Annotated in this window: 26 protein-coding genes and 1 tRNA gene; 24 read left to right on the top strand and 3 right to left on the bottom strand. The window is 59.8% G+C overall.

The annotated features are described in order from the left end of the window. Window positions 1-26 precede the first annotated feature (26 nt). The 3 genes from B5P46_RS22100 to B5P46_RS22090 all read left to right on the top strand — a co-directional run bounded on the left by B5P46_RS22100 (window position 27) and on the right by B5P46_RS22090 (window position 2,801). Window positions 27-449 carry a MerR family transcriptional regulator gene (locus tag B5P46_RS22100; protein ID WP_129420598.1) on the top strand — a complete coding sequence of 141 codons (423 nt, stop codon included), beginning with the start codon at window positions 27-29 and terminating at the stop codon, window positions 447-449. 69 nt (window positions 450-518) lie between these two features. Next, window positions 519-1,727 (top strand): TIGR03862 family flavoprotein, encoded by a 1,209-nt coding sequence (locus B5P46_RS22095; protein ID WP_129420597.1) that lies wholly within the window; start codon window positions 519-521, stop codon window positions 1,725-1,727. Window positions 1,728-1,841: 114 nt separating this feature from the next. Beyond that, the gene (locus B5P46_RS22090; protein WP_129420596.1) at window positions 1,842-2,801 is read left to right on the top strand and encodes a helix-turn-helix domain-containing protein; all 960 of its coding nucleotides are present in this window, start codon (window positions 1,842-1,844) and stop codon (window positions 2,799-2,801) included. A 244-nt stretch (window positions 2,802-3,045) separates the two neighbouring features. On the opposite strand, the gene B5P46_RS22085 is transcribed toward B5P46_RS22090, so the two are convergent. Further along, a complete protein-coding gene (locus B5P46_RS22085; protein WP_245456233.1) occupies window positions 3,046-3,279 on the bottom strand; it encodes a helix-turn-helix domain-containing protein in 234 nt (77 codons plus the stop codon). Window positions 3,280-4,142: 863 nt separating this feature from the next. On the opposite strand from B5P46_RS22085, the gene B5P46_RS22080 reads away from it, so the two are divergent. The 9 genes from B5P46_RS22080 (at window position 4,143) to B5P46_RS22035 (ending at window position 12,162) form a co-directional block, all read left to right on the top strand. Continuing rightward, on the top strand, window positions 4,143-5,303 hold the full coding sequence (locus B5P46_RS22080) for an ABC transporter substrate-binding protein (protein WP_164986532.1): 1,161 nt from the start codon (window positions 4,143-4,145) through the stop codon (window positions 5,301-5,303). A gap of 22 nt (window positions 5,304-5,325) precedes the next feature. Continuing rightward, window positions 5,326-6,303 (top strand): YVTN family beta-propeller repeat protein, encoded by a 978-nt coding sequence (locus tag B5P46_RS22075; protein WP_129420595.1) that lies wholly within the window; start codon window positions 5,326-5,328, stop codon window positions 6,301-6,303. Window positions 6,304-6,344: 41 nt separating this feature from the next. Then, window positions 6,345-6,827 (top strand): hypothetical protein, encoded by a 483-nt coding sequence (locus B5P46_RS22070; protein ID WP_129420594.1) that lies wholly within the window; start codon window positions 6,345-6,347, stop codon window positions 6,825-6,827. Window positions 6,828-6,868: 41 nt separating this feature from the next. After that, window positions 6,869-7,648, top strand: coding sequence for an ABC transporter ATP-binding protein (locus tag B5P46_RS22065; RefSeq protein ID WP_129420593.1), 780 nt, complete (start codon window positions 6,869-6,871; stop codon window positions 7,646-7,648). Next, window positions 7,645-8,520 (top strand): ABC transporter permease, encoded by an 876-nt coding sequence (locus tag B5P46_RS22060; RefSeq protein ID WP_129420592.1) that lies wholly within the window; start codon window positions 7,645-7,647, stop codon window positions 8,518-8,520. The genes B5P46_RS22065 and B5P46_RS22060 overlap by 4 nt, the downstream gene beginning before the upstream one ends. Beyond that, on the top strand, window positions 8,520-9,152 hold the full coding sequence (locus B5P46_RS22055) for a hypothetical protein (RefSeq protein ID WP_129420591.1): 633 nt from the start codon (window positions 8,520-8,522) through the stop codon (window positions 9,150-9,152). Before B5P46_RS22060 ends, B5P46_RS22055 begins: the two co-directional genes overlap by 1 nt. 493 nt (window positions 9,153-9,645) lie before the next feature. After that, on the top strand, window positions 9,646-10,638 hold the full coding sequence (locus B5P46_RS22045) for an ABC transporter substrate-binding protein (RefSeq protein ID WP_245456231.1): 993 nt from the start codon (window positions 9,646-9,648) through the stop codon (window positions 10,636-10,638). 86 nt (window positions 10,639-10,724) lie between these two features. Next, the gene (locus B5P46_RS22040; protein ID WP_432431482.1) at window positions 10,725-11,453 is read left to right on the top strand and encodes an ABC transporter permease; all 729 of its coding nucleotides are present in this window, start codon (window positions 10,725-10,727) and stop codon (window positions 11,451-11,453) included. Then, on the top strand, window positions 11,422-12,162 hold the full coding sequence (locus B5P46_RS22035) for an ABC transporter ATP-binding protein (protein WP_129420610.1): 741 nt from the start codon (window positions 11,422-11,424) through the stop codon (window positions 12,160-12,162). The genes B5P46_RS22040 and B5P46_RS22035 overlap by 32 nt, the downstream gene beginning before the upstream one ends. Before the next feature lie 70 nt (window positions 12,163-12,232). On the opposite strand, the gene B5P46_RS35040 is transcribed toward B5P46_RS22035, so the two are convergent. Next, on the bottom strand, window positions 12,233-12,580 hold the full coding sequence (locus tag B5P46_RS35040) for a hypothetical protein (RefSeq protein ID WP_432431481.1): 348 nt from the start codon (window positions 12,578-12,580) through the stop codon (window positions 12,233-12,235). A gap of 432 nt (window positions 12,581-13,012) precedes the next feature. Between B5P46_RS35040 and B5P46_RS22025 the strand changes: the two genes are divergently transcribed. The 12 genes from B5P46_RS22025 (at window position 13,013) to B5P46_RS21970 (ending at window position 25,180) form a co-directional block, all read left to right on the top strand. Beyond that, window positions 13,013-14,914: a methanol/ethanol family PQQ-dependent dehydrogenase gene (locus tag B5P46_RS22025; RefSeq protein WP_129420589.1), complete on the top strand. Its 1,902-nt coding sequence runs from the start codon at window positions 13,013-13,015 to the stop codon at window positions 14,912-14,914. A gap of 147 nt (window positions 14,915-15,061) precedes the next feature. Continuing rightward, window positions 15,062-15,589, top strand: coding sequence for a c-type cytochrome, methanol metabolism-related (locus B5P46_RS22020; protein WP_129420609.1), 528 nt, complete (start codon window positions 15,062-15,064; stop codon window positions 15,587-15,589). A gap of 1 nt (window position 15,590) precedes the next feature. Continuing rightward, window positions 15,591-16,457, top strand: coding sequence for a substrate-binding domain-containing protein (locus tag B5P46_RS22015; protein WP_129420608.1), 867 nt, complete (start codon window positions 15,591-15,593; stop codon window positions 16,455-16,457). Window positions 16,458-16,599: 142 nt separating this feature from the next. Beyond that, on the top strand, window positions 16,600-17,727 hold the full coding sequence (locus tag B5P46_RS22010; RefSeq protein ID WP_129420588.1) for an S-(hydroxymethyl)glutathione dehydrogenase/class III alcohol dehydrogenase: 1,128 nt from the start codon (window positions 16,600-16,602) through the stop codon (window positions 17,725-17,727). 91 nt (window positions 17,728-17,818) lie between these two features. Beyond that, the gene (gfa, locus tag B5P46_RS22005; RefSeq protein WP_129420587.1) at window positions 17,819-18,394 is read left to right on the top strand and encodes an S-(hydroxymethyl)glutathione synthase; all 576 of its coding nucleotides are present in this window, start codon (window positions 17,819-17,821) and stop codon (window positions 18,392-18,394) included. Window positions 18,395-18,917: 523 nt separating this feature from the next. Beyond that, on the top strand, window positions 18,918-20,426 hold the full coding sequence (gene adh, locus B5P46_RS22000) for an aldehyde dehydrogenase (protein ID WP_129420586.1): 1,509 nt from the start codon (window positions 18,918-18,920) through the stop codon (window positions 20,424-20,426). A 72-nt stretch (window positions 20,427-20,498) separates the two neighbouring features. After that, complete coding sequence (locus B5P46_RS21995) at window positions 20,499-20,891, top strand: DUF779 domain-containing protein (protein ID WP_129420585.1); 393 nt, start codon at window positions 20,499-20,501, stop codon at window positions 20,889-20,891. A gap of 105 nt (window positions 20,892-20,996) precedes the next feature. After that, window positions 20,997-21,593, top strand: a complete 597-nt coding sequence (locus B5P46_RS21990; RefSeq protein WP_028759016.1) for a DJ-1/PfpI family protein — start codon at window positions 20,997-20,999, stop codon at window positions 21,591-21,593. A gap of 25 nt (window positions 21,594-21,618) precedes the next feature. Further along, window positions 21,619-21,969, top strand: a complete 351-nt coding sequence (locus tag B5P46_RS21985) for a ribbon-helix-helix domain-containing protein (protein ID WP_129420584.1) — start codon at window positions 21,619-21,621, stop codon at window positions 21,967-21,969. A gap of 164 nt (window positions 21,970-22,133) precedes the next feature. Then, complete coding sequence (locus B5P46_RS21980) at window positions 22,134-22,841, top strand: SDR family NAD(P)-dependent oxidoreductase (RefSeq protein WP_129420583.1); 708 nt, start codon at window positions 22,134-22,136, stop codon at window positions 22,839-22,841. Between the two features lie 294 nt (window positions 22,842-23,135). After that, on the top strand, window positions 23,136-24,269 hold the full coding sequence (locus B5P46_RS21975) for a calcium:proton antiporter (protein WP_129420582.1): 1,134 nt from the start codon (window positions 23,136-23,138) through the stop codon (window positions 24,267-24,269). 146 nt (window positions 24,270-24,415) lie between these two features. Beyond that, window positions 24,416-25,180 carry a DUF4239 domain-containing protein gene (locus B5P46_RS21970; RefSeq protein WP_129420607.1) on the top strand — a complete coding sequence of 255 codons (765 nt, stop codon included), beginning with the start codon at window positions 24,416-24,418 and terminating at the stop codon, window positions 25,178-25,180. A 303-nt stretch (window positions 25,181-25,483) separates the two neighbouring features. Here the strand turns inward: B5P46_RS21970 and B5P46_RS21965 are convergent. Next, window positions 25,484-25,560 (bottom strand) — tRNA-Met (locus B5P46_RS21965). Between the last annotated feature and the right edge of the window lie 39 nt (window positions 25,561-25,599).

Here is a 25,599-nt window from a genome sequence, read left to right as displayed (position 1 = left end):
GCGACTAGAGGTGCAAGAGGAAAATCATGAAAAAGATCACCATTGGCGAAGCCGCCCGCCAAAGCGGCGTCAAGGTGCCGACGGTCCGTTATTATGAGAGCATCGGCCTGCTCGCAGCGCCGAGCCGCAGCGAGAGCAACCAGCGCTCCTTCGAGCCTGCGGATATCAGCCGCCTCGCCTTCATCCGCCATGCCCGCGAACTCGGCTTCGAGATCGAGGCGATCCGCACGCTGCTCACTCTGCAGGACGATCCGCACCAGTCCTGCGCCTCGGCCGATGCCATCGCCAAAGCCCGCCTCATCGAGGTCGAGCAGCGCATCCGCAGCCTGATGGCGCTGAAAGCCGAGCTGGAAATCATGATGGACGGCTGCGGCCATGGCCGCGTCGACCAATGCCGCGTCATCGAGGTGCTCGCCGACCACGGCCAGTGCACGCATCCGCACCACTGACCGCTGCCCTTGCGGGCGATCCGCGCCCGCGCCAAAACTGCATACAGAGAGAATCGGGCGAAGAGATCAATGAACCAGAAGCGGATTGCAATCATCGGCGGCGGCCCGGCGGGTCTCGCGGCTGCCGAACTGCTTTCCCGTTCCGGTCATGCGGTGACCGTCTATGACGCCATGCCGACCTTTGCCCGCAAGTTTCTGCTGGCCGGCAAATCGGGTCTCAACATCACCCATTCCGAGGATTATGCCCGTTTCACCACGCGCTTCGGCGCGGCTTCCGCCCGTCTGCAGCGCGCTCTTGATGCCTTTACCCCTGATGATATCAGGCATTGGGCAAGCGACCTCGGGACCGAAACCTTCATCGGCTCGTCCGGCCGGGTTTTCCCGAAGGTGATGAAGGCCTCGCCTTTGCTGCGCGCCTGGCTCAGGCGGCTAGAGGCACAGGGCGCCACGCTGCGCACCCGCCACCGCTGGACCGGTTTTGCCGAAGACGGCTATGTTTTCGAAACGCCCGAAGGGCGCAGCATCGTCCATTGCGACGCAGCCCTGCTGGCGCTCGGCGGCGCAAGCTGGCCGCGCCTCGGCTCCGATGCAGCCTGGGTGCCGTGGCTGGCCGGCAGGGGCGTGGAAATTGACACTTTTCAACCCGCCAATTGCGGCTTCGTCGTCGGATGGAGCGGGAACTTCAGCGAACGTTTCGCCGGCGAGCCGGTAAAATCAGTCACCGCCACGTCCGAGGCCGGCACTTTTCCCGGCGAATTCGTCATCACCGGCAGCGGCATCGAAGGCAGCCTCGTCTATACCCATACGGCCGCGTTGCGCGACCGGCTGCTGAACCATGGCAGCGCCGTCCTGACGCTCGACCTCTCACCCGGCCGGACAACCGAGAGACTAAGCCGCGACCTTGCGCGGCAGGACGCCAAATCGAGCTTTTCAAACCGCCTGCGCAAGGGTGCCGGCCTCGACGGCGTCAAGGCGGCGCTGCTGCGCGAACTCGCTCCCGAGCGCGACCGAACCGATCCGGAGCGTCTCGCCGGCATGATCAAGGCCCTGCCGGTGCCGGTGATCGAAACCCGCCCGATCGCCGAAGCGATCTCCTCGGCCGGAGGCATCCGCTGGAGCGGCATCGACGAAAACTTCATGTTGAAGGCGCTGCCAGGCACCTTCATCGCCGGTGAGATGCTCGACTGGGAGGCACCGACCGGCGGCTATCTCCTCACCGCCTGCCTGGCGACCGGCCGGGCGGCAGCGCGCGGCATCGAAGCCTGGCTGCAGCGCTAGACGCTGGCGGTCGCCAGCATTTCGACAAACTGGCGGCAATCGGCCGCCGGGCCGGCCGATTGCAAACCAGCCGCTTTTCCATCAGAATGTTCTGAAGTTCGGTGGGAGGAGCCGATGCACGAACACTCAGCGCACGCCGAGCACGTCTACACGTCTGCCCAGCGCGATTCCGCCGCAGCCAGTTCTCCGGTCGTCGCCTCATGGCGGCGGTGCATGACCATGCACCAGCTCGCCCCCGAGGACCAGCGGGCTCCACTGCGCCTCACCGACCAGGAATTCCGCCGTGCGCGCGAGCAGTCCGAACAGCTGATCGCCAGCGCGACGGAAGAGCTCGATCGTCTCTTTACCACCGTTGGCAGGGCCGGCTGCTGCCTGCTTCTTACCGACAAGAACGGCATCGCGCTGGAGCGCCGGGGCGCTGCCGGCGACGACAAGGAATTCCGTGAACTCGGCCTCTGGACCGGTTCGGTCTGGACAGAGGCCAGCATCGGCACCAACGGCATCGGCACCGCACTTGCCGACGAGCGGGCCGTCGCCATTTTCCGCGATCAGCATTTCTTCTGCTCGAATACCAGCCTGAGCTGCACAACGGCGCCGATCCGCGATCATCGTGGGCGGCTGGCCGCGGCCCTCGACATCTCCACATGCCGCAAAGATGTCAACGAGATGACGCTGGCAATCCTGACGCAGACCGTGCGCGATGCGGCGATGCGCATCGAGCTCAACCTTTTTCGCTCGGCCTTTGCCGGCGCCCGTTTCCTGATGGTCCCGGCTGGCGCTAATTCCGCCGCCGCCCTGCTTGCTGTCGACAGGCACGATCTGGTGCTCGGCGCGACGCGCGCCGCCCGCATCGCGCTGCAGCTGGACGACAAGCGCATCGCCGCCGGCATTCCGGCGGCCGATGCCCTGCACGAGGCTGGCGTCTCCCAGCAGTACGAGATCGTCGAGGCGGAGAAGGCGGCACTCTTGCGGGCGCTGTCGCGCGCCGGCGGCAATGTTTCGCAGGCGGCGATCGCGCTTGGCATCAGCCGCGCCACGCTGCACAGGAAGATGAAAAAGCTCGATCTCCACTGATCAAAAGCGTGTCGCACTTAATCTGTCTCATATCCTGCGCTTTGAAGAAGTTCCTGCATTCAGCGACGGAGAAAAGGCCGACGATTTCGCCAATCGCGTTGGAGATGGCGTCGAAGCTGCGGGCGGCCCGTTTTCGGAGTGAGACAATGCCTTGCGGAAGAAACGCATGTGTCGGTGGATCCACAGGTCACGCGCCTTGGCGATCTCGGGTCGCAACTGCTTGCTGACCCTGAGGCTTTTTTTATTACTCAGCCAAGCCACTTGAGAAACCGGCCGACCGTGGCGCGGTGGACCGCGACACGAGCGGATGGCCTTGCTTGGGCGGTGCAAGCGAACCAGAGGATTGCTCCAGGATGATCATGTTGTTAACGAAACGTGGCGACACGCGGAAATGCCGCGCCGCCTCTCGATGGCTATGGCCCTGCTTCACAAACGCTACAACACGCGCACGCAATTCGATCAGATGCGGCTTGCCCACGACACTTCTCCTTCTGGGGAGAAATGAATCACAACTCAGACGCCAAGGGTATCCTGAATCCGGTAAGTCGCAACACGCTTTAGCCGCAATAGCAATACCAGTGATGCTCATCATCCCCGGGGGCATTCTAGCATTCGGCAAGCGCTCATCTCCACTAAGGGGCCGCCTTGTCCAAGTTCCTTGACAGCTTCAAGTAGGGATTGGCTCTGCCAGGGGATGGAGCTTCTTGCCGTCGCACGGGGCGGCATCTAGGCCAAACCCATCGATCGCACGGGCTAGATCATTGGACGGGAAGGGCGGGGTCCTGAATGGGTTTGGGTGTTTCGGCTGACGGGACTAGAACTCTTTCGCTTCGAGCCACCTGCCGCGCGGCGGATTTGAGTGACCGAAGCGGCGATCGACGCAATAAGTCTAGAACGCCAAAATCTGGAGTGGTCCGTCAGCGCGCTGAATAGCGCATCGCTCGGGCTTCGATGCGGTCAAGCTGATTGCGCTGGCTCCGCGGCGTCCCGCCCGTCTCGATCTTGCTGCCTATCCTCATCGGTCGAAGGTGGATGTGAAGACGACGCTGGCGACGGACTATCCCGTGCCGGCGACAAGATCCGCGCGAAACCATAGCACGTCCGGTCACTTTTCTCCGTCAACACTCCTGGTCCCGCGAGTGACGCCTGTGATATTTTCAGTTGAAATCGGAGATATGTCGTTTAAGCTGATCGCGGCACCTTAGAATTGCACAGATCCGGCTTGCGTCGGAACTGAAGTATTCTCCTTATCACGTGGGATCAGCGGTGCCCAATGTCCTGATATTATTCGTCGCGACTTTTCTTGCGCTTTTCGGCCCATCGTGTGCCGTTGCGGAGGAGATCACCGCTCCGGTCAACAAGCCGGTCAAACCCCAGCAGCAAGTCTCGCAAATCCGGCTAGGCTATCTTCGCGCCTATGCACCCCAGTTGGCGCTTTCAGTCTTGGACGTGCCGCCGCGGGACGAAGGCGTTGTGGGTGCGAATGTGGCGATCGGCGACAACAATACGACCGGCGCTTTTCTCGGACAAAAATTCACGCTCGATGTGGCCGAGGTCAAGCCCGATGCTGACATAATCCCGGCTTTTAAGGAGATGATAGCGAAGGGTGTTCTCTACATTCTCGCGGACTTGTCAGCGCGGCAGCTTTTGTCGATTGTCGATCTTGCTCGCGAGAGGGGCGTTTTGATCTTCAATGTCGGCGCCACTGACGACAGTCTGCGCGAGGAGGAGTGCCGGGCCAACGTGTTTCATACTGCGCCCACCCGGACCATGCTCGCCGATGGCCTGGCGCAATATCTGATTTGGAAACAATGGCGCCGTTGGGCGTTGGTGTACGGCTCCCATGAGCCGGACAAGCTTTTTGCCGAGGCATTACGGCGTGCTGCCACGCGCTTCGGCGGAGAGATCGTCGCGGAAAAGGAGTTTACCGACACCGGTACGGCGCGGCGGACGGACACCGGTGTGGTCCAGATTCAGCGGCAAATGCCGGTCTTCACCCAGGATTTTCCCGATTACGATGTCTTGCTTGTGGCAGACGAAAGCGAGGTCTTCGGCACCTATGTGCCATTCCGGATATGGAGCCCACGTCCCGTTGCGGGAACGGCCGGCCTCGTGCCATCTGCCTGGCATCCAGCCAGCGAACAATGGGGCGGTACCCAGATCCAGAACCGCTTCGCCAGGGCAAGTGGAAGGCGAATGCTGTCAAAGGACATGGCCGCATGGACTGCGGTAAGAATTGTCGGCGAGGCTGCGACGCGCACGCCAAGTGCTGACCCCGGAGCAATTGCTGCCTTCATCCGCGCCGATGATTTCTCGATTGCGGCCTTCAAGGGACAGAAGCTGACCTTCCGAAAATGGAACCGGCAATTGCGCCAGCCAATCTTCCTGGGAGACGGCCGTTCCGTTGTCTCGACCTCACCGCAGGAGGGTTTCCTGCACCAGGTATCCGAACTCGACACGCTGGGCATCGATCAGCCGGAGACGCGATGTGCGCTCAAGTAACCTCAAACAGGGAGAGAGCCGGATGCTGCGAAGGCTGACTTTACTTTCGGCAGGATTTGCGGCCGCAACAAGCCTAGCCACACCCGCCTGCGCCTACATGGTATATGTCTCCAACGAGAAGGACAACACGGTGAGCGTGGTTGACTCGGAGACGAAGGAGGTGGTGCGCACTATAGATGTCGGCCAGCGTCCTCGCGGCATCACCATTTCACACGACGGCAAGTTCATATACCTCTGCGCAAGCGACGACGACACGATTGAGATCATCGATGCGTCGACCTACGAAATCGTCGGATCGCTGCCGTCTGGACCCGACCCGGAGTTGTTCGTTCTCTCGCCCGATGGAAAGACGCTCTATGTCGCCAATGAGGACGACAACCTCGTCACGGTCATCGATCTCGAAAGCAAAGACGTGCTTGCCGAGGTACCGGTCGGCGTCGAACCCGAAGGCATGGGCGTTAGCCCGGACGGAAAGACCATGGTCAACACCTCCGAAACGACCAACATGGCGCACTTCATCGATACCGAAACCAACGAAATTACCCACAATGTTCTCGTCGATTCCCGTCCACGGTTTGCCGAGTTCAAACCGGACAATTCCGAGGTCTGGGTCAGCGCCGAAATCGGCGGTACCGTCTCCGTCATCGACAACACCAACCGGGAGGTGAAGCACAAGATCACCTTCGAGATACCCGGCCTGCGATCCGAAGCGATCCAGCCAGTGGGCATGCGCATCACCGCCGACGGCAAGAAGGCATATGTTGCACTCGGCCCCGCCAATCGCGTGGCAGTGGTCAATGCGGAGACCTACGAGGTGGAGAAGTACGTGCTGGTCGGGCAGCGGGTCTGGCAACTTGCTTTCACCCCCGACCAGAAGACGATCATTAGCACCAACGGGGTGTCCAACGACATCACCTTCATCGATGTCGCGACCGATGAGCCGGTTCAGTCCGTGACCGTCGGGGCACTGCCCTGGGGGGTGGTCGTGTCTCCGAACTGACCGTTGCACAAAGTATTTCTGGCAATCAAGGGAGGGAACACATGCAGGAATATAGGACCTTCACGTTGGCGGTGCTCGTTGGAACGGCTTTGTCGGTTCCCGGCTTTGCACAAGATGCCGGCGACAACGATGATGACGATGCAGCGCCCGTTCCGGCGGCCGCTGAGAAGGTGACGCGGGCCAGCAAGGATGTGCCTGAACTGGTCCTCGGATCGGCTACCGACAGTTTCACCGTCAACCAGAAGGATTTTGAACTGATCGCCGGGCAGGGTTATCGTTGGAAAATCACGTCGGCAGCCGGGCTCGAATACAAGTTTGCCACGGACCTTTTCCGCAATGTCTGGATGAACCAGATCGTCATCAACGATCTAGAGGTTCATATGAACGGTGCGCCAGCGTGGCTCGAATTCGATTCAGAAGGCACGATGCAGGTGCAATTCACAACGATCCGGCCTGGCACGTACACGTGGTCCGTTCCCGATCTGGGCGACAAGGGCATGAAAGGCATGATCACCATCAAGTAAGGCAGGGAGAATTGGCGTTCGCAGTTGCGAGGAGACGGACCATGCAGCATGCAAAGGCGAAGTATAGCGTGAGCATGCCCGCCGCGCTTGACGTTTCAAACCTTAGCTATTTCTACGGACAGCAGCAGGCTCTGTCCAGCGTGTCCTTTTCAATCGCGGCGGGCCATTTTACAGTCTTGCTCGGCCTCAACGGAGCCGGCAAGACCACGCTCCTCTCGTTGATCAGCCATCTCTACAATACCCGCGAGGGCTCGATCCGCATCTTCGGCTACGACATCCGCCGCGAGCCGGGCGAAGCGCTGCGCCGCCTCGGCATCGTGTTCCAGGCGCGTACACTCGATCTCGACCTCAGCGTCTACCAGAACCTCACCTATCATGCCTCTCTGCATGGAATCGGCCATCGACACGCTATGGAGCGGATCACAGCACTGCTTGCCCAGGTGAATATGAGTGACCGGCTCTACGACAAGGCACGCAGTCTTTCCGGCGGACAGATGCGGCGCATAGAGATTGTACGCGCCCTCTTGCACCGGCCGCCGTTGCTGCTGCTCGACGAAGCGACCGTGGGACTCGATATACAGTCGCGGGCAGAGATCCTTGGGACCATCCGTGAGCTTGTGACCGCCGATGGCATCAGCGTGTTCTGGACGACCCATTTGATCGACGAGGTGGAAATGAGCGATCATGTCGTCATCCTCCACAAGGGGAGGGTGCTGGCGGATGGAACGGTGGACGACGTCGTTCGTTCGGCCGGTACTGACGGCGTTCGTCAGGCGTTTGTCGCCTTAACCGGGCTCGCTCCAACGCAAGGAGCACCATGATGACATTCCAACGTGGTTCACGCGCAATTCCAACTGATCTTGATCCAGATCGCGGCTTCAGCTTCGGCCAGCATCTCATTTGCCTGAAGGGAATTCTGTATCGCGAAAGTCTTCGCTTTCTCAATCAACGTGAGCGCTTCATTTCGTCCCTGGTCCGCCCGCTCCTCTGGCTCTTTGTCTTCGCTGCAGGATTTCGCCAGGTTCTCGGTGTTTCGATCATTCCGCCCTACAAGACCTATGTGCTCTACGAGGTTTATATCACGCCCGGTCTTTGCGGAATGATCCTGTTGTTCAGCGGCATGCAGTCCTCACTCTCGATGGTCTATGACCGGGAGATGGGTAACATGCGGACCCTGCTGGTCAGCCCGTTTCCGCGCTGGTTCCTTTTGGCCTCCAAGCTGCTCGCGGGTGTTGCGGTTTCGATCATGCAGGTCTATGTTTTTCTGGCCGTCGCATGGTTCTGGGGTGTCAAGCCACCGCCGATCGGCTACCTTCTGGTTCTGCCCGCGCTCTTTCTGTCAGGCATGATGCTGTGCTCGCTGGGCATGCTTCTGTCGTCGATGATCAAGCAGCTTGAGAATTTCGCGGGCGTCATGAACTTTGTGATTTTCCCGATGTATTTTGCCTCGCCCGCGCTTTATCCGCTCTGGCGCATCCAGGAATCGAGCCCGATCCTCCACAAGATCTGCCTCGTAAACCCGTTCACCTATGCGGTTGAGCTGGTCCGCTTCGCCATTTACGGACAAATCGACTGGGTATCTCTTGCTGTCGTGATCGGATGTACGGTGCTGTTTCTCGGGAGTGCAATTCTCGCCTACGATCCATCGAATGGCTTGCTCAGCCGCAGGCAGGACACGGGAGGCAATATCTGATGTGGTCGCTGGCTCTGACACGCATACTCCCCGCCGTCACAATCGGCGTAATCGTCTCTTGGCCCGCATTGGCCGCCCAGGGTGACGATCCGGATTGGCCGTGTATCCAGCGCAAGGTTGCGCTGCTTTCGCTCGGACAGATTTGGAATGGCCCCGAACTGCCGCAGACCGCCGCTGATTGGTCCAAAGATGCGGCCATCGGTGCGTTGGTGCAGGAGCTCGCGGCGCGTCGCGTGCCGTTGCCGGAAGCGCAGCAGAAGATCAGCGCTTTTAAGGAAAGCCTGTCGGACGGCGAGAGAGAGAACCGAATGGCCATGCTCGTGCGGGGGCTGTTTGATCATATGAACCGAGAACGATCTGATGTCATCTCCGGCATTGCGCGGTACGCCCACCGACAGAGGAACGTGGCGGCGTTCTTGCGTCAGGAGGCGTCGGCGGTCGATGCATTGCGGGGCAAGCCCGACGCTAATCCGGACGAGGTTGCGCTCCGTAGTGACCGGCTCATGTTCCAGACACGCGTCTTTCAGGAGCGCGCGCAGTCGCTGACCTTCGTCTGCGAAGTGCCGACGCTGATCGAACAGCGTTTGTATGCGCTTACCAAAACAATCGCGGAAGCGTTCAAGACGAAATGACGGCCGGTGGCCGGGGCTCTATTCGGGAATTGCATCAGGTGGGCAATGACATTGGCGGCGATTTAATTTGGACATTCCCCGACAGCGGCAGGCGCCGTTTTCTCGCAGAATGATTGACGCGTCTTTGTGGCACGCGTATGCTTAACGCCGGTTTTCCTTCGGGCACCTTGTGAAAGCCAGCAACCGGACGGCACGCGAAGCATGGCAGTCAGGGGTCTTCTGTGCGCAGTGATGCAGTGAAAGGTGCTCAATTGAACCTCGTCGATCTCGTCCTGACCGTCTGCGTGTTGGCCAACCCGACGAGTTGTCGCGCCGAACATCTATATTTTGAAAGCCGCGGCTCGCTTATCCAATGCATGACCTTAGCGCCGGCGCATATTGCAAAGTGGTCGGGAAGCCATCCGTCACTGAAGATCGTCCGTTGGACATGCGTCTTTCCTAGCAACAGCAGGGAAATATGACGCCGCTGCAAAACATTTTGCTGGGAGGTGGCATGATGAACATATCGAGGCGCGCGATCTGCGGAGCAGCCTTGCTGGCTGCGACAAGCCCCTTGAGCTTCCATGCCTTGGCCAAGCCCACCGCGCCGAAGATACGGGTCGGTGTCCTGAAGTTCGGGACGGTGAACTGGGAACTCGACACTATCAAGCACAACCAGTTTGATGCCGCCAGCGGGATTGACGTGGAGATCGTCTATTTCGCAGGCGAAGACGCTACCAATGTTGCCATGTTGGCAGGCGATCTCAACATCATCGTTTCCGATTGGCTATGGGTGTCGCGCCAGCGTTCGCAGGGCGCTGATCTCACTCTCGCACCCTATTCGACTGCGGTTGGCGCCATCATGGTCAAGGAGGATGCGCCCATTCGTGCCATCCCCGACCTCGCCGGAAAGAAAATCGGCGTGACTGGTGGGCCACTCGACAAGAGCTGGCTTCTGATCCAGGGCCTTGCCCGGCGTGATCACAAGATCGACTTGACCCGGGAAAGCGAGGTCGTTTTCGGCGCGCCGCCTCTGCTGTCGGAAAAGGCGGTTTCCGGCGAACTCGATGCGGTGCTGAACTTCTGGCATTTCTGCGCCCGGCTGGAGGTGAATGGCTTTCGCCGCCTCATCGGCGCTGACGATGCCGCCAAGGCGCTCGGGGCATCGGGGCCTGTTTCGGCGCTCGGTTACGTTTTTCACGAAAAATGGGCGAACGAAAATCCTGATTTGGCCATGAATTTCCTCCGAGCAAGCGGTGAGGCCAAGAAGCTACTGGCTAGATCGGACGCTGAATGGCAGCGGCTGGCACCGATCGTGCGCGCCGAAGGCAGGGAACTCGAAATGCTGCGCGATCGCTACCGCGAAGGCATTCCGAATAGGCCGCTCGCAGAGGAGGAGAGAGATGCCGCCAAGCTGTACGAAATTCTAGCCGAACTGGGCGGGGAGAAGCTTGTTGGGGAGGCGCGGCAGATGGCTCCGGGAACGTTCTGGGCTTTGAAGACATGACAACAAGAGTCGGACGGGAAAATGGGGCAACTGTAGGTCGGCGCGCGCCCATCATCTCTCATGGTCTTCTGCCGGCAGCAACGGCCTTGACGTCCCTGGTCGGGTTATGCCTGCTCTGGAACCTCGCGGCCGGGATTTGGCCAAACCGCGCGTTTCCGCTTCCGACGCAAGTCTGGAGCGTGTTGGTCAAGGAGGCGGCAAGCGGCGATCTCGCATATCATCTCGCCATGACGCTGTCCCGTGTTGGCGCCGCGTATGTTGTTGCGATGCTGGCCGGATCGGTCATCGGCGTCCTGCTCGGTATGCACCGGCGGGTGGATTCTTTCTTCAATCCGTGGCTTGTCCTTTTTCTCAACCTCCCCGCACTGGTCGTCATCGTTCTTGCCTACATCTGGTTCGGCCTGACGGAAGCGGCGGCGATTAGCGCGGTGGCGATCAACAAGATACCCAACGTCGTGGTCACCATGCGCGAGGGTGCGCGTGCCCTGGATCCCCGGTACGCCGAAATGGCAAAGGTCTATCGCCTCAGTTTGCTCGACAGGATCCGCCATACATTGATGCCGCAGTTGCAACCTTATTTCGCGGCCGCTTCCCGATCCGGTATTGCGCTGATCTGGAAGATCGTGCTCGTTGTTGAGTTGCTCGGTCGTTCCAATGGTGTCGGCTTCCAGATCTATCTTCACTTCCAGATATTCGATGTAGCTGCCATCCTCGCCTATTCGCTGGCCTTCGTTGCCATTATGCTGTTGATCGAACTCCTTCTGGTGCAGCCATTTGAACGACATGCAACACGTTGGCGCCGCCGCCCCGCTTAAAGTCGACATTACGGAGAAGACGTTCCGATCGGCTGAGGGCGTGACCATTGATGCCCTGCGCGGACTTTCCTTCGAGGTACGGCAGGGTGAGTTTGCCTGTTTACTTGGGCCTTCGGGCTGCGGCAAGACCACGACCTTGCGTATCCTGCTCGGGCTCGATCAGGATTTTTCTGGCAGCTATCAGTTGCCCAAAGGCGGCTCCAATCGTATCGCCGCAGTATTCCAGGAGCCGGTGCTTCTTCCCTGGCGAACGGTGGAGCAGAATGTTCGCCTTGTGCTGTCTCGCGGCACGCGAGAGATGGCCTTGGACGAGCTATTCGACATTCTGGGTCTCACTGCAATGCGGTCGCTCTATCCTTCGGAGCTTTCGCTCGGCCTTGCGCGTCGCGCCGCCCTCGCGCGTGCCTTTGCCACAGAACCGGCGATCCTCTTACTGGACGAGCCTTTCGCCTCGCTCGACGAACTCACGGCCGACAAATTGCGGCGCCTTCTGATGACGGTGTGGTCGGCGAGGCCCACCACTGCTCTGATGGTGACCCACAATTTGCGGGAAGCACTTCTGCTGGCCGATCGCGTAATCGTGCTGTCACCACGGCCGGCCCATGCGCTCGGCATTTTCGACGTTGACATCGAGCGCAAGGCGCGCGACGTCCAGGCGCTGGACAATCTGGTTTCGGATTTTAGGACGCGGTTTCCGGACGCCGGCTGATTTGGCGCGCTATGTCGGTGGTCCCGTCCTCCCGCGAAAGCGGTTGCCAGGGAAAGGCCCGCACGCGCTTTTAGAAACAGCGGACGTCTGCCTCCGCCTGAGCGCGTCTCAGTTCTGTGGTTGCAGACTTTGCCGGCGCACTCTCCCGGAACAGCACACCCCTCTCGCCGGTCTGGAGTCCAAGGCTCCGGAAGGTCTCTGCCGCCTCGTAACGTTCATATGGAACGATCGAGGCGATGATGTCGATCGAGCACGAACAATTTTCGAGAGCTGCACGTGTTTCTCCATTGGCTTTCATGCAGCCATAGACGTAGTCCACGATTGCCACCGTAGGGTAAGTGGCGGCCCAGGATACGGTGACCGAACCCGTGAGTGCAGTCAGGGCGAAGATAGCTCGTAGGACCTCAGTAAGCACCATAACCTCCGACGCGGATCCGAATACTACCGCATCTATTCCCAGTATGGGGGCATGTGCAACAAGTACTATGCGAATTCTTTCGCGCCATTATGGCCACTGGAGGGAAGAAAATTAATGCGATGCAGCATTAATTCTTCGCATTGCAACATTTTTACTGACAGGACAACGCATGTGTTTATTATTGCTTACTCCTTTGGAACGGATTATTGTGTTTGAGTTTTCCGTCTTCAAGGCTTTGCCGAATGGGAGTGGCAAGGTTTCGTAGTTGACCGAGATGGCAATAATGGTGCCCTCTGCCATCTGGTCGAACCGTGACGGGCTGACGGAAGCGTATGTCCCATAGACAAGCGGAACGCTTGGGCTGGCCTTTGTGGTCACCCGAGGTTGGTGGTGACGAGCCTCGGATGAAAATCAACATCGGGAGGACTTCGCATGCGCATCCTGGGAAAATACATATATCTGCCGCTGACCGCCGCTGGATTTTTGACAGTGGCCGTTGCTGGAACTGCGTTGGCCAATGAAGAACTCATGACACTTGCGTCCGACGCGAAGAACTGGGCGATGCCGACGGGCGATTATGCCAATCAGCGTTATTCCAAGCTCAACCAGATCACGAAGGAGAATGTGAAGGATCTGCAGGTTAAGTGGACCTTCTCGACAGGTGTCCTGCGTGGTCACGAGGGCGGACCGCTGGTAATCGGCGACGTGATGTATGTCCATGCGCCCTTCCCCAACACAGTCTATGCCTTGGATCTTAATAACGACGGCAAGATCCTCTGGAAATACGAGCCCAAGCAGGATCCTAACGTCATCTCGATCATGTGTTGCGACACGGTTAACCGTGGCGTCGCCTACGGCGATGGCAAGATAATCCTAAATCAAGCTGACACGACGGTCGTCGCGCTTGACGCCAAGACTGGCAAGGTCGTGTGGTCGGTGAAGAACGCCGAGACCGATGCCAGCAAGGGCGAATCCGGCACCGCCGCACCGATGGTCTTTAAGGACAAGGTGCTCATTGGCGTGTCGGGCGCGGAATACGGCGTACGCGGCTGGATAGCGGCCTACAATCTCAAGGACGGTTCGCTCGCATGGAAGGGTTATTCCACCGGACCGGATTCCGAGACGCTGATGGACCCTGAAAAGACCACTCATCTCGGCAAGCCTGTCGGTGCCGATTCCGGCATCAATACCTGGGAAGGCGAGCAGTGGAAGACCGGCGGCGGAACCACTTGGGGCTGGTTTTCCTATGATCCTAAGCTCAACCTGGTTTACTATGGAACCGGTAATCCCTCGACCTGGAACCCCGTTCAGCGTCCAGGTGACAACCGGTGGTCGATGACCATATTCGCACGTGATGCGGACACAGGCATGGCCAAATGGGTCTACCAGATGACCCCGCACGACGAATGGGACTTTGACGGCGTCAACGAGATGATCCTTGTCGATGGCATGGACGTCAACGGTCAGAAACACGATGTGCTGGTCCACTTCGACCGCAACGGTTTCGCCTACACCATGGACCGCGTGAATGGCGAGCTTCTCGTCGCCAAGAAGTACGATCCGACGGTGAACTGGGCGACGGAAGTCGTCATGGATCCAAAAAGCAAGGAGTACGGCCGCCCGCAGGTGGTCGCCAAGTACTCGACCGAGCAGAACGGGGAGGACGTAGTTTCGACGGGTATCTGCCCTGCCGCTCTTGGAACAAAAGACCAGCAGCCGGCGGCCTATTCGCCGAAAACCGGTCTCTTCTACGTGCCTACCAACCATGTCTGTATGGACTATGAACCTTACAAGGTCGGCTACACGGCCGGTCAGGCCTATGTCGGCGCCACGGTGGCGATGTTCCCGGCTCCGGACAGTCATGGCGGCATGGGCAACTTCATTGCCTGGGATGCAGCCAAGGGTGAGATCGTCTGGTCCAAACCCGAGCAGTTCTCGGTCTGGTCCGGCGCGCTTGCCACCGACGGCGACGTCGTCTTCTATGGCACGCTCGAAGGCTACATCAAGGCCATCGATAACGAAGGCAAGGAACTCTACAAGTTTAAAACGCCATCGGGCATCATTGGCAACATCAACACCTTCGAGCATAAGGGCAAGCAGTATGTAGCCGTTCTGTCGGGTATTGGCGGTTGGGCGGGCATCGGCCTTGCAGGTGGTCTTCTAGGCGCCGAAGGCGCCGCAGCCTGGCAGCAGGCGGTGGCGGGCAAGAAGGCTCCTACGGAAGAAGAAAAGTCGATCTCCACGGCTGGTCTGGGCGCTGTCGGCGGCTACGCAGCACTTGCCGACTATACGACGCTGGGCGGCCAGCTTACTGTCTTCGGTCTCCCCGACTGAGTTCCAGGAGACCTGCCCCACCGAGGTAAATGAGAGTCCAGTCACGGATACCGACTGGGCTCTCGAAGCCATCGCGCAACCACAACGCACTCAACGTCGTATCGCGACAGCAAACTGGCGTCCGTGGCGAACAAAAAAGGGGTTCGGATGTTTTTACGCAACGCAATTTCGGTCTTCGCAATGATCCTTCTCCCTCTGACGATCTTAGACCAGGCTCAGGCGCAAGACACCAAGGAAAAGGCGGCGGCCGTGAAGGACGAGGATGGGAAATATTTCGATGGGGAGGGCAATCCGACATTCAAGATCGAGCAAGACGGGACGGTCGACTGGTACACGTTCAGTGGATACCGACGCTACCATTCCGACTGCCATGTCTGTCATGGACCGGACGGCGTGGGCTCGAGCTATGCGCCTGCGATGGTCAACACCATGAAAAACATGGACTACGGAGCGTTCCTGGCGATCGTCGCGGAAGGCCGCAAAAATGTCGGCGGCGGCAAGCAAAACGTCATGCCCGCATTTGGCGACAACAAGAACGTCTATTGCTACATTGACGACATCTACGTCTATCTGCGGGCCCGAGCCGTCGGTGACGCGCCGCGCGGTCGACCGCCCAAGAAGGCAGACAAGCCGCAAACGGCGAAGGACCACGAAGCCTCTTGTATGGGTGGATGACATGGGGTGGGGCGGCAGAGAGGCAAATTATAAGGCGGCTCTAATTATCACGGGCGTTGCTGCATTGGCCACGTTGCCTGTGCATGCACAGAATGCCGGACTTGGGGCCGCTGGCGAACTGGTCGACCCTGATATCCTGCGGGTCTGCGCCGACCCGTCTAACATGCCTTTCTCCGACCAAAGCGGCGAAGGTTTCGAGGATAAACTTGCCAAGCTGGTTGCCACCGCCACGGGACGTGGCTCCGTCGCCTATACGTGGTTTCCCTCGATTACCGGTTTTGTACGCAATACGCTTGGTGCCAATCGCTGCGATATCATCATGGGATACGCGCAGGGCGACGAACTCGTCCAGAATACCAATGCCTATTATCGCTCCTCCTATGTGCTGCTCTATGAGAAGGATGGCGATCTTCGGGGAGTGGAAACGCTGACCGACCAGAAGCTTGCCGACAAGAGGATTGGCGTGGTCCAGGGGACGCCGCCGTCGGCGAATATGGCGGCAGCAAAACTCATGCGCAGGGCCAAGATCTATCCGCTCATGGTCGACACCCGCATCACGCCGTCGATGGCGGAGGTCATGATACAGGACATGCTGTCAGGCGTGATCGACGCTGCCGTGATATGGGGACCGATGGCGGGCTACTACGCTCGCAAGTCCGACGCCGATCTGTCGATCGTGCCGTTGATCAGAGAAAAGGGCGGCCAGCGCATGACCTATCGGATCACCATGGGCGTTCGCCCTTCCGACCAGCAATGGAAACGCACGCTCAACGCTTTCATCAAGGACAACCAGGCCGAAATCAACAAGCTGCTTCTCGAGTATGGCGTGCCGCTTCTTGATGAGCATGATCAGAAGATCACGCAATGATGTTCGGGCTGGGAGCGGAATACGTCAGCATCTCGATCCGTGGATTGTCGATGGTTGGGAAGATGTACGGCCGCCGCTTGTTGAAGGCACATCCCGACGAGCCAGCTCGTAGAGGGAATGATCGTAAAAAGGGGATAAAGAAATGAAAACCCGTGCTGCCGTTGCCGTTGGAGCGGGAAAACCGTTAGAGATCATGGAGGTCGATCTGGACGGCCCGCGCGCCAGCGAAGTGCTGGTGGAGGTCAAGGCGACGGGCATCTGCCACACCGATGATTTCACTTTGTCGGGCGCCGATCCGGAAGGCCTCTTCCCGGCAATCCTCGGCCACGAGGGTGCCGGCATCGTGGTCGATGTCGGCCCCGGCGTCACCTCGGTGAAGAAGGGCGACCACGTCATTCCGCTCTACACCCCGGAATGCCGCGAATGCTATTCCTGTACCTCGCGCAAGACCAATCTCTGCACCTCGATCCGCGCGACCCAGGGCCAGGGCGTGATGCCGGACGGCACCTCGCGTTTCTCGATCGGCAAGGACAAGATCCATCACTATATGGGCTGCTCGACCTTTTCGAACTTCACCGTGCTGCCGGAGATCGCCCTTGCCAAGGTCAATCCCGACGCGCCGTTCGACAAGATCTGCTATATCGGCTGCGGTGTCACGACCGGCATCGGCGCCGTCATCAACACCGCCAAGGTCGAGATGGGCGCGACGGCGATCGTCTTCGGTCTCGGCGGTATCGGCCTCAACGTGCTTCAGGGTCTGAAGCTTGCCGGTGCCGACATGATCATCGGCGTCGATATCAACCCTGACCGCAAGGCATGGGGCGAGAAGTTCGGCATGACGCATTTTGTCAATCCGAAGGAGGTCGGCGACGACATCGTGCCCTATCTCGTCAACATGACGAAGCGCCACGGCGACCTGATCGGCGGCGCCGACTACACGTTCGACTGCACCGGCAACACCAAGGTGATGCGTCAGGCGCTGGAATCTTCCCATCGCGGCTGGGGCAAGTCCATTATCATCGGCGTTGCCGGCGCCGGTCAGGAAATCTCCACCCGTCCGTTCCAGCTGGTCACCGGCCGCAACTGGATGGGCACCGCCTTCGGCGGCGCGCGCGGGCGCACCGATGTGCCGAAGATCGTCGACTGGTACATGCAAGGCAAGATCCAGATCGACCCGATGATCACCCACACCATGCCGATCGAGGACATCAACAAGGGTTTCGACCTCATGCATGCCGGCGAAAGCATCCGCGGCGTCGTAATCTACTGAGCGTGTCCGCCGGGCGCTCGTATCAAAGCCGAAGTGAATCACTATCCGGAGATCCGGATGGGTTTCGGCGCAACAGGGGAGGAAATATGCAATGGAAAGTCAAGTTCATATTCATCCGGCGGTCGATGGTGGTGTGAAACCCGCCAACACCGGCTTTGCCGGCGGCACGCTTGTTTGTGCCTGCACGGACCGGCCGGTCAAGGTAAAGGTCGACGGACAGGTCGCTCACAATCACGTTTGCGGCTGCACCAAGTGCTGGAAGCCCAAAGGGACCTATTTCTCCGTCGTTGCGGTTGTTCCGCATGACAAGGTGGCCGTGCTCGAGAACGGCGACAAGCTGCAGGTGGTCGATACGAGCGCGCTGATCCAACGTCACGCCTGCAAGGAATGCGGGGTGCACATGTATGGCCCGGTCGAGCGAGACCATGCGTTCCAGGGGCTGGACTTCGTTCACCCCGAGCGTTTTCAGGAATCCGGCTGGGCTCCACCTGAATTTGCGGCCTTTGTTTCGTCCATCATCGAAGCGGGCGTCGATCCCAGTCGAATGGACGACATACGAGCCCGCTTGCGGGGGCTTGGGCTGGAACCATATGACTGCCTATCGCCGGCCTTGATGGATTACGTCGCCACCTGGGTTGCAAAGAAATCCGGTGCTCTTTTTAGCTGATCGGCAGATGGATGAAGTGTCAGCCTGCTGGACAAGCACGCTGACACACTCCCTAAGGCCGATTTGACGACGGTCTCAACTAAAAGTCAACCACTGCCAGTAGTCGTGCCCGCCTGGATGAAGCGATTGCTGCAGCATAAAGTTTCCTTGAGGACGAAGTCTACATTCTTGCGAGCCCCCGGAAATTAAACCTCTCGTCCAACAAGGATGGTTCCGTACGGCATTTGTCATTGCGGTGCTCGTTGTACCTACTGCCTCAGAAGCGCTAACGGATGCGGCTTGCCCATGACACTTCTCCTTCTAGGGAGAAATGAATCACAACTCTGACGCCAAGGGAACCCTGAATCCGGTAAGCCGCAACACGCTTTAGGTTCCGCCGCCCGCAATCATGAAGCGATGCTGTAGCAGGTCTGCGACACTGTGCACTGCGGTATGGCAGATCCGCCCTGTTCCATTCGCCAAAACATGCTCATTTTCCTCCCACTGGTTCGTTTGGGAACCTGGATCATCAAGGGAGGATGACATGCTTCATCAGAAAATCGTCGAGTCGCCGTTCAAGCTGAAATACGGCAACTATATCGGCGGCGAATGGCGCGAGCCGGTCGAGGGAAAATACTTCGAAAACCTCACGCCCGTCACCGGCGGCAAACTCTGCGACATTCCCCGCTCCAATGAAAAGGACGTCAACCTCGCACTCGACGCCGCTCATGCGGCAAGGGAAAAATGGGGTCGCACCTCGGTTGCAGAACGCTCCAATATCCTCATGAAGATCGCCCAGCGCATGGAAGACAAGCTGGAATTGCTCGCCCAGGCCGAGACCTGGGACAATGGCAAGCCGATCCGCGAAACCATGGCGGCCGACATTCCGCTGGCGATCGACCACTTCCGCTATTTCGCCTCCTGCATTCGCGCCCAGGAAGGTTCGATCGGCGAGATCGACCACGATACCGTCGCCTATCACTTCCATGAGCCGCTCGGCGTCGTCGGCCAGATCATCCCGTGGAACTTCCCGATCCTGATGGCCACCTGGAAGCTGGCGCCTGCACTTGCCGCCGGCAATTGCGTCGTGCTGAAGCCCGCCGAACAGACACCGGCCTCGATCCTGCTCTGGGCCGAACTCGTCGGCGATCTCCTGCCGCCCGGCGTGCTCAACATCGTCAACGGTTTCGGCCTCGAAGCCGGCAAGCCGCTGGCGACCAGCCCCCGCGTCGCCAAGATCGCCTTCACCGGCGAGACGACCACCGGCCGGCTGATCATGCAATATGCCAGTCAGAACCTCATTCCGGTGACGCTGGAGCTCGGCGGCAAGTCGCCGAACATTTTCTTCGCCGATGTGATGGCAGAAGACGACGACTTCCTTGACAAGGCGCTCGAAGGCTTTGCGATGTTTGCCCTCAACCAGGGCGAAGTCTGCACCTGCCCGAGCCGCGCCCTCGTCCAGGAATCGATCTACGACCGCTTCATGGAAAAGGCCGTCAAGCGCGTCGAGGCGATCAAGCAGGGCAACCCGCTCGACACCGCGACGATGATCGGCGCCCAGGCCTCGACGGAGCAGATGGAGAAGATCCTCGCCTATCTCGACATCGGCAAGCAGGAAGGCGCGGAAGTGCTGACCGGCGGCTCGCGCAACGATCTCGGCGGCGAGCTGGCGAACGGCTATTACGTCAAGCCGACGATCTTCAAGGGTCACAACAAGATGCGTGTGTTCCAGGAGGAGATCTTCGGACCGGTGGTTTCGGTCACGACCTTCAAGAACGAGAAGGAAGCGCTGGAAATCGCCAACGACACGCTCTACGGCCTCGGCGCCGGCGTCTGGAGCCGCGACGCCAATCGCTGCTACCGTTTCGGCCGCGAGATCCAGGCCGGCCGCGTCTGGACCAACTGCTACCACGCCTACCCGGCTCATGCGGCCTTCGGCGGCTACAAGCAATCAGGCATCGGCCGTGAAACCCACAAGATGATGCTCGACCACTACCAGCAGACCAAGAACATGCTGGTGAGCTACAGCCCGAAGGCCCTCGGCTTCTTCTGAGAGCAGCCAACGGTGTTATGAAAGGCCTTCTCCCCGGCGTGGGGAGAAGGCCTTGTCTTGGAGGAGACAGCCATGGAAACGACGGTCAACGGCGAACCGCGTGTTCTTGCAACCGACGCAGCCCTCGATTTAATCTCGGAAATCAAGCGGGATCATCCCGATATCCTCTTCCACCAGTCCGGCGGCTGCTGCGACGGCTCCTCGCCGATGTGTTATCCGGCTAACGAATTCATAATCGGCGACAGCGACGTCAAGCTCGGCGAGATCGGCGGCGTGCCGGTCTATATCAGCGCCAGCCAGTTCGAGGCGTGGAAGCATACGCAGCTGATCATCGACGTCGTGCCCGGCCGCGGCGGCATGTTCTCGCTCGACAACGGCCGCGAGAAGCGCTTCCTCACCCGTTCCCGCCTCTTCGGCGGCGGCGAGGCTTGCGCAGTGCCTGATGTGAAGGTCAGGGCGGTCTGATGCTGTCGCCCACCGGGTGGGAATTTCGCCTGTAGTATTCCCATAGTACCTGCTCGCAGCAGCTCTTTGCTAATCTCCGCCAGTTGGTTTCAAAGGGAGGAAACGATGCCAGCCTCAAAGATCCTGATGATCACGGGTGACTTCACCGAAGATTACGAAACGATGGTGCCATTCCAGACGCTGCTCGCCTGCGGCTATACGGTCGATGCCGTCTGCCCCGGCAAGAAGGCCGGCGAGACCGTCGCCACCGCCATCCACGATTTCGAGGGCGACCAGACCTATTCCGAAAAACGCGGCCATAATTTCGCGCTGAACGCCACCTTCGACAGTGTGCGCGCCGAAGATTACGATGCCCTCGTCATCCCCGGCGGCCGTGCACCCGAATATCTTCGCCTCAACGCCGACGTCATCAAATCCGTGCGGCACTTCTTCGACGCCGGAAAACCCGTCGCCGCCATCTGCCACGGCGCGCAACTGCTTGCCGCCGCCGGCGTGCTGAAGGGCCGCACCTGCTCGGCCTATCCGGCCTGCCGGCCGGAAGTCGAACTTGCCGGCGGTATTTATGCCGACATCGCCATCAGCGATGCAGTCTCGGACGGCAATCTGGTCACGGCGCCCGCCTGGCCGGCGCATCCGTCGTGGCTGCGCCAGTTCATGGCCGTACTCGATGCCGCGGCACTGCTCGAAACCAACGCCGCCTGAGGAGGGCGGCACCGGGGAGGACGATATGTGTGAACTGTTTATCAAGGCGGATGTTCGGCTCTGGGAAAGCGCCACCCGGTCGCTGCGCATCGACGGCATGGTCACCAGCGTCAGACTGGAGAACTTCTTCTGGGCGAAGCTCGAGGAGATCGCCCGGCGCGACGGCATGAATGTCGTCCAGCTGATCACCCGGCTGCATCATGAATCGATCGATGCCGGGCACGATCTCGGCAACTTCACGTCCTTCCTGCGGGTCTGCTGCGCCCGCTATCTCGACCTGCAGCTCAGCGGCGATATCCCGGCCGATGTCACCCGTCCGATCTCAGGTCTCGACGCGCCTGTCATCCTCGACCGCGAACGGGCGAAATATCACTGAAATCAGGTCCGCCAGACGATCAAAGACGAACGGCCCGCGGATCGCTCCGGGGGCCGTTTCGCAAACATCTGACTTGTCTTGGGCGGGGGCTTGCGCTGCCGCGCAGCCTGGATCAACAATGCGCGGCACTGTCCAGCGCGGGCACCGTCGGGAGATCGATTGCCATGAAAGACCAGAAAGCCGTGATCGTCACGGGAGCCGGCGGCAACCTCGGCAGCGCCGTTGTCCGCGAGCTTGCCAACGCCGGCGCAAAACTCGTCTGCATGAACCGTTCGAGCAGTGAGCTGGAAGCCTTAGCCAGCGATCTTCCTGCCTCCACCGAGTTTCTGTCGGTCGCGGGAACGGATCTCACTGATTATGCTTCATGCGCCGCCGCTGTCGCTCGGGCCGTCAAGCGCTTTGGCGGCGTGAGCGCGTTGGTCAACACCGTCGGCGGTTTCCAGATGGGGCCGGTCGGGCCGGAGGCGCCCGCGCAGTGGGAGACGATGATGACCGCAAACGCCCGCACCGCGCTGACAATCAGCGCCTCGGTTATCCCGACGATGAAGGCGGCCGGCTACGGCCGCATCGTTCATGTCGCCGCCGCGCCCGGCCTGAAGGCTGGCGCCAAGCAGGCTGCTTACGCCGCCTCTAAAGCCGCCGTCATCCGGCTGACCGAGGCGATCGCTGCCGAATGCCGCGACGACCGCATCACCGCCAACTGTATCCTGCCCGGGACGATCGACACGCCTGAGAACCGTGCGGCCATGCCTGATGCGAAGACGGACGGCTGGGTATCGCCGCAATCGATCGCCCGCCTCATCGCCTTCCTGATTTCGCCGGCCGCAGCCGTCGTCACTGGCGCAGCAATCCCCGCCACCGGCCGCGAATAGTGGAAGACGCGGCGTGAGCCGCCGTCGAAACGCGCTGCAACCGCCGCGCCGAGCTTTGGCCGGCCTCGCCTTGCCCTCCGTTTCGGCGGCAGTTCCTTTGTCGGGAGCAATGGGTGATGAGACGACAGAGACCTGCAAGTTTTAGTCAGTGACACACGATCTGGCTTGAGGTTCGGTTCGCCTTGAGGCAGCCTCGTCTCCGCCTGCTCTTGTGACGGGCACAAGACAGCGGGCGGACACAATGGTCTTGAGGATCGGATTGCGGCGGCATTTGCCAGAAGGCGGGTGGTTTCGATGACGGACGGTCCGGCATTGCGCGCTGTCGGCGCAAGCAGCCTGATACGCGAGGAATGGTTCCTGGGCGTCAGCGTCGCGACGAGCTTGGCGTTTCTTGTTTTCCAGGAGCAACTCTTCGGGCAGCTTTCCGATCCGCTTTGGTTCACTGTCGTTTTTGCGTGGCTGTTCGCTGCCGTCCTCGGCTCCGCTCTGTCGGTGGTGCGGCACGCGGATCATCTGGCAGAGCGGCTGAAGGAGCCTTACGGCACGCTCATTCTGACGCTCGCCATCACCTCGATCGAAGTGATGGCGATATCCGCCGTCATGCTTCATGGCGAGAACAATCCCACGCTGGCGCGCGACACCCTGTTCGCAGTCGTCATGATCATCCTGAACGGCATGGTCGGCCTGTCCTTGCTGCTGGGCGCATGGCGGCGACCGGAACAGCAACATAATCTGCAGGGCGCCAACGCCTATCTCGGGGTCATCGTACCGCTGGCGACCCTGAGCCTGGTGATGCCGACATTTCTTGCAGGCCCGGACGGACAGCATCCATCCGCAACGAGGCAGCTGATATTGGGTATAATATCGGTCGGCCTTTACGCTACGTTTCTGTTTCTTCAGGCCGGCCGCCATCGGGACTATTTCACTGACGACAGCAACCGTCACGAGTCCATCAGCGAACGTGTCCCTCGTCATGGTCCGGTCTGGCCTCATGCCATTCTGCTATTCGCCTATATGGCTCCCGTCGTCTTTCTCGTCGAACAGCTTGCCCGGCCGATCGATTACATTATCGAAACCCTGCATGCCCCAACCGCATTTGGCGGTGTTGTCATGGCCATCCTTGTCGCGACGCCCGAGGCAATAAGCGCCGTGCGTGCATCCATCGCCAACAATCTTCAGCGCGCCGTCAACATCTTCCTTGGTTCGGTATTGTCGACGATCGGGCTGACCGTGCCGGCAATGCTTGTCATCAGCCGTCTTTACGGGCACCCGGTAACCCTCGGCCTGGAACATGGAGATCTGGTGATGCTCCTGCTCACTCTTGCCGTCAGCATCATCACCTTTGCCAGCGGCCGCACGCATCTCATGCAAGGCGCTGTCCATCTGGTGCTTTTCCTGGCTTACGTTTTGCTGATTTTCCAGCAATGAAACCCGCCCGATGGCGGCCACGCGAGATCAGGAAAGTAGAGAGTTCCGCGCTTGATCTATCTTCCGCTATGATGACGGGAGCTATTGCACAGCTTGCAAGCAATCGCGGCGGCTGCAGGACCTACGTGGCGATACGGAGACCGGACTTGGGCTCACTGTTGGTTGGCGGGCTTGTATTTCTATTTCTGTCGATGGCGACGTCGATAGGATTGTTGGTGCGTGCCCGCTTGCCGGATCACCATCTCAATGCAGAATCCAAGGACGTCATCAGGCTGGCGACCGCAGTGGTGGGAACGCTGTCGGCCCTGGCGCTCGGCCTTTTGATTGCATCTGCCAAGTCGACCTACGACAACGCCGAAGTGGAGATGAGAACGGCGGCCGCACGGATACTGCTGCTTGACCGCGTCATGGCGCAATACGGGCCGGAAACCGACAAGGCGCGTCAATTGTTGCGTGAACTCATCGAGAAACGACTGAGCCGCGGCTGGTCTGCCGAGACCACCGACGAGCCATCCGCCAAGGCGCGGGGAGAATATCAGGATATAGAGGCGGTTCAGGCCGACCTTCGATCCCTGACGCCGAAGGATGCGGGGCAGCGCTCTCTCCACTCGCGTGCTCTGGAAGTGAGCGGCATGGTGGCCGAGACCCACTGGCTGCTCGTCGAATCCGGTAAAGAGGGTTTGCCCTGGGCCTTCCTTACCGTTCTCGTCTGTTGGCTCGCGCTGCTTTTTACGACCTTCGGGCTGCAGGCACCGACCAATCCGACGGTGCTGTCAATTCTGCTTGTTTGCGCCCTGTCCGTCGCGGGCGCGATCTTCCTGATTTCGGATATGGCGAATCCCTATGTCGGGCTGGTCCATGTTTCGGATGCACCTCTACAGTCTGCCATCGAACGCCTCGGGAAACCTTAGCCACGTCATGGCATCCGCCGAGGGTGAGCTTCGACACAGTTAATTGTGCACCAGCAGCTATTGCAATGCGGCACAGGGCCTGAAAATCCGATCCGCAGGTTTCGCGCAGGGTCGTCAGTTCCTCGCGGGACGAGAAGGCCGGCATCATGGCCCGAGGAGCAGGCGTGGTCGCAACCGAGGCTGAGTCTGCTGCAATGGTTCCCAACGTCAAATCTTGCGTCGGCAATGCCATCTGGTAAAAACAGCAAAGCCCCGGCCGTTTTGCGGTCCGGGGCTTTTATGTGTTGATTATTTTGGAAGATTTGGTTGCGGGGGCAGGATTTGAACCTGCGGCCTTCAGGTTATGAGCCTGACGAGCTACCGGGCTGCTCCACCCCGCGCCAGCGCAAATCCTTGGGATTTGCTGCAGTATTATAACA

This window comes from Rhizobium leguminosarum (assembly GCF_004123835.1).
Classification (GTDB): domain Bacteria; phylum Pseudomonadota; class Alphaproteobacteria; order Rhizobiales; family Rhizobiaceae; genus Rhizobium; species Rhizobium leguminosarum_M.
This window is presented reverse-complemented; position numbering and strand designations above follow the sequence as displayed.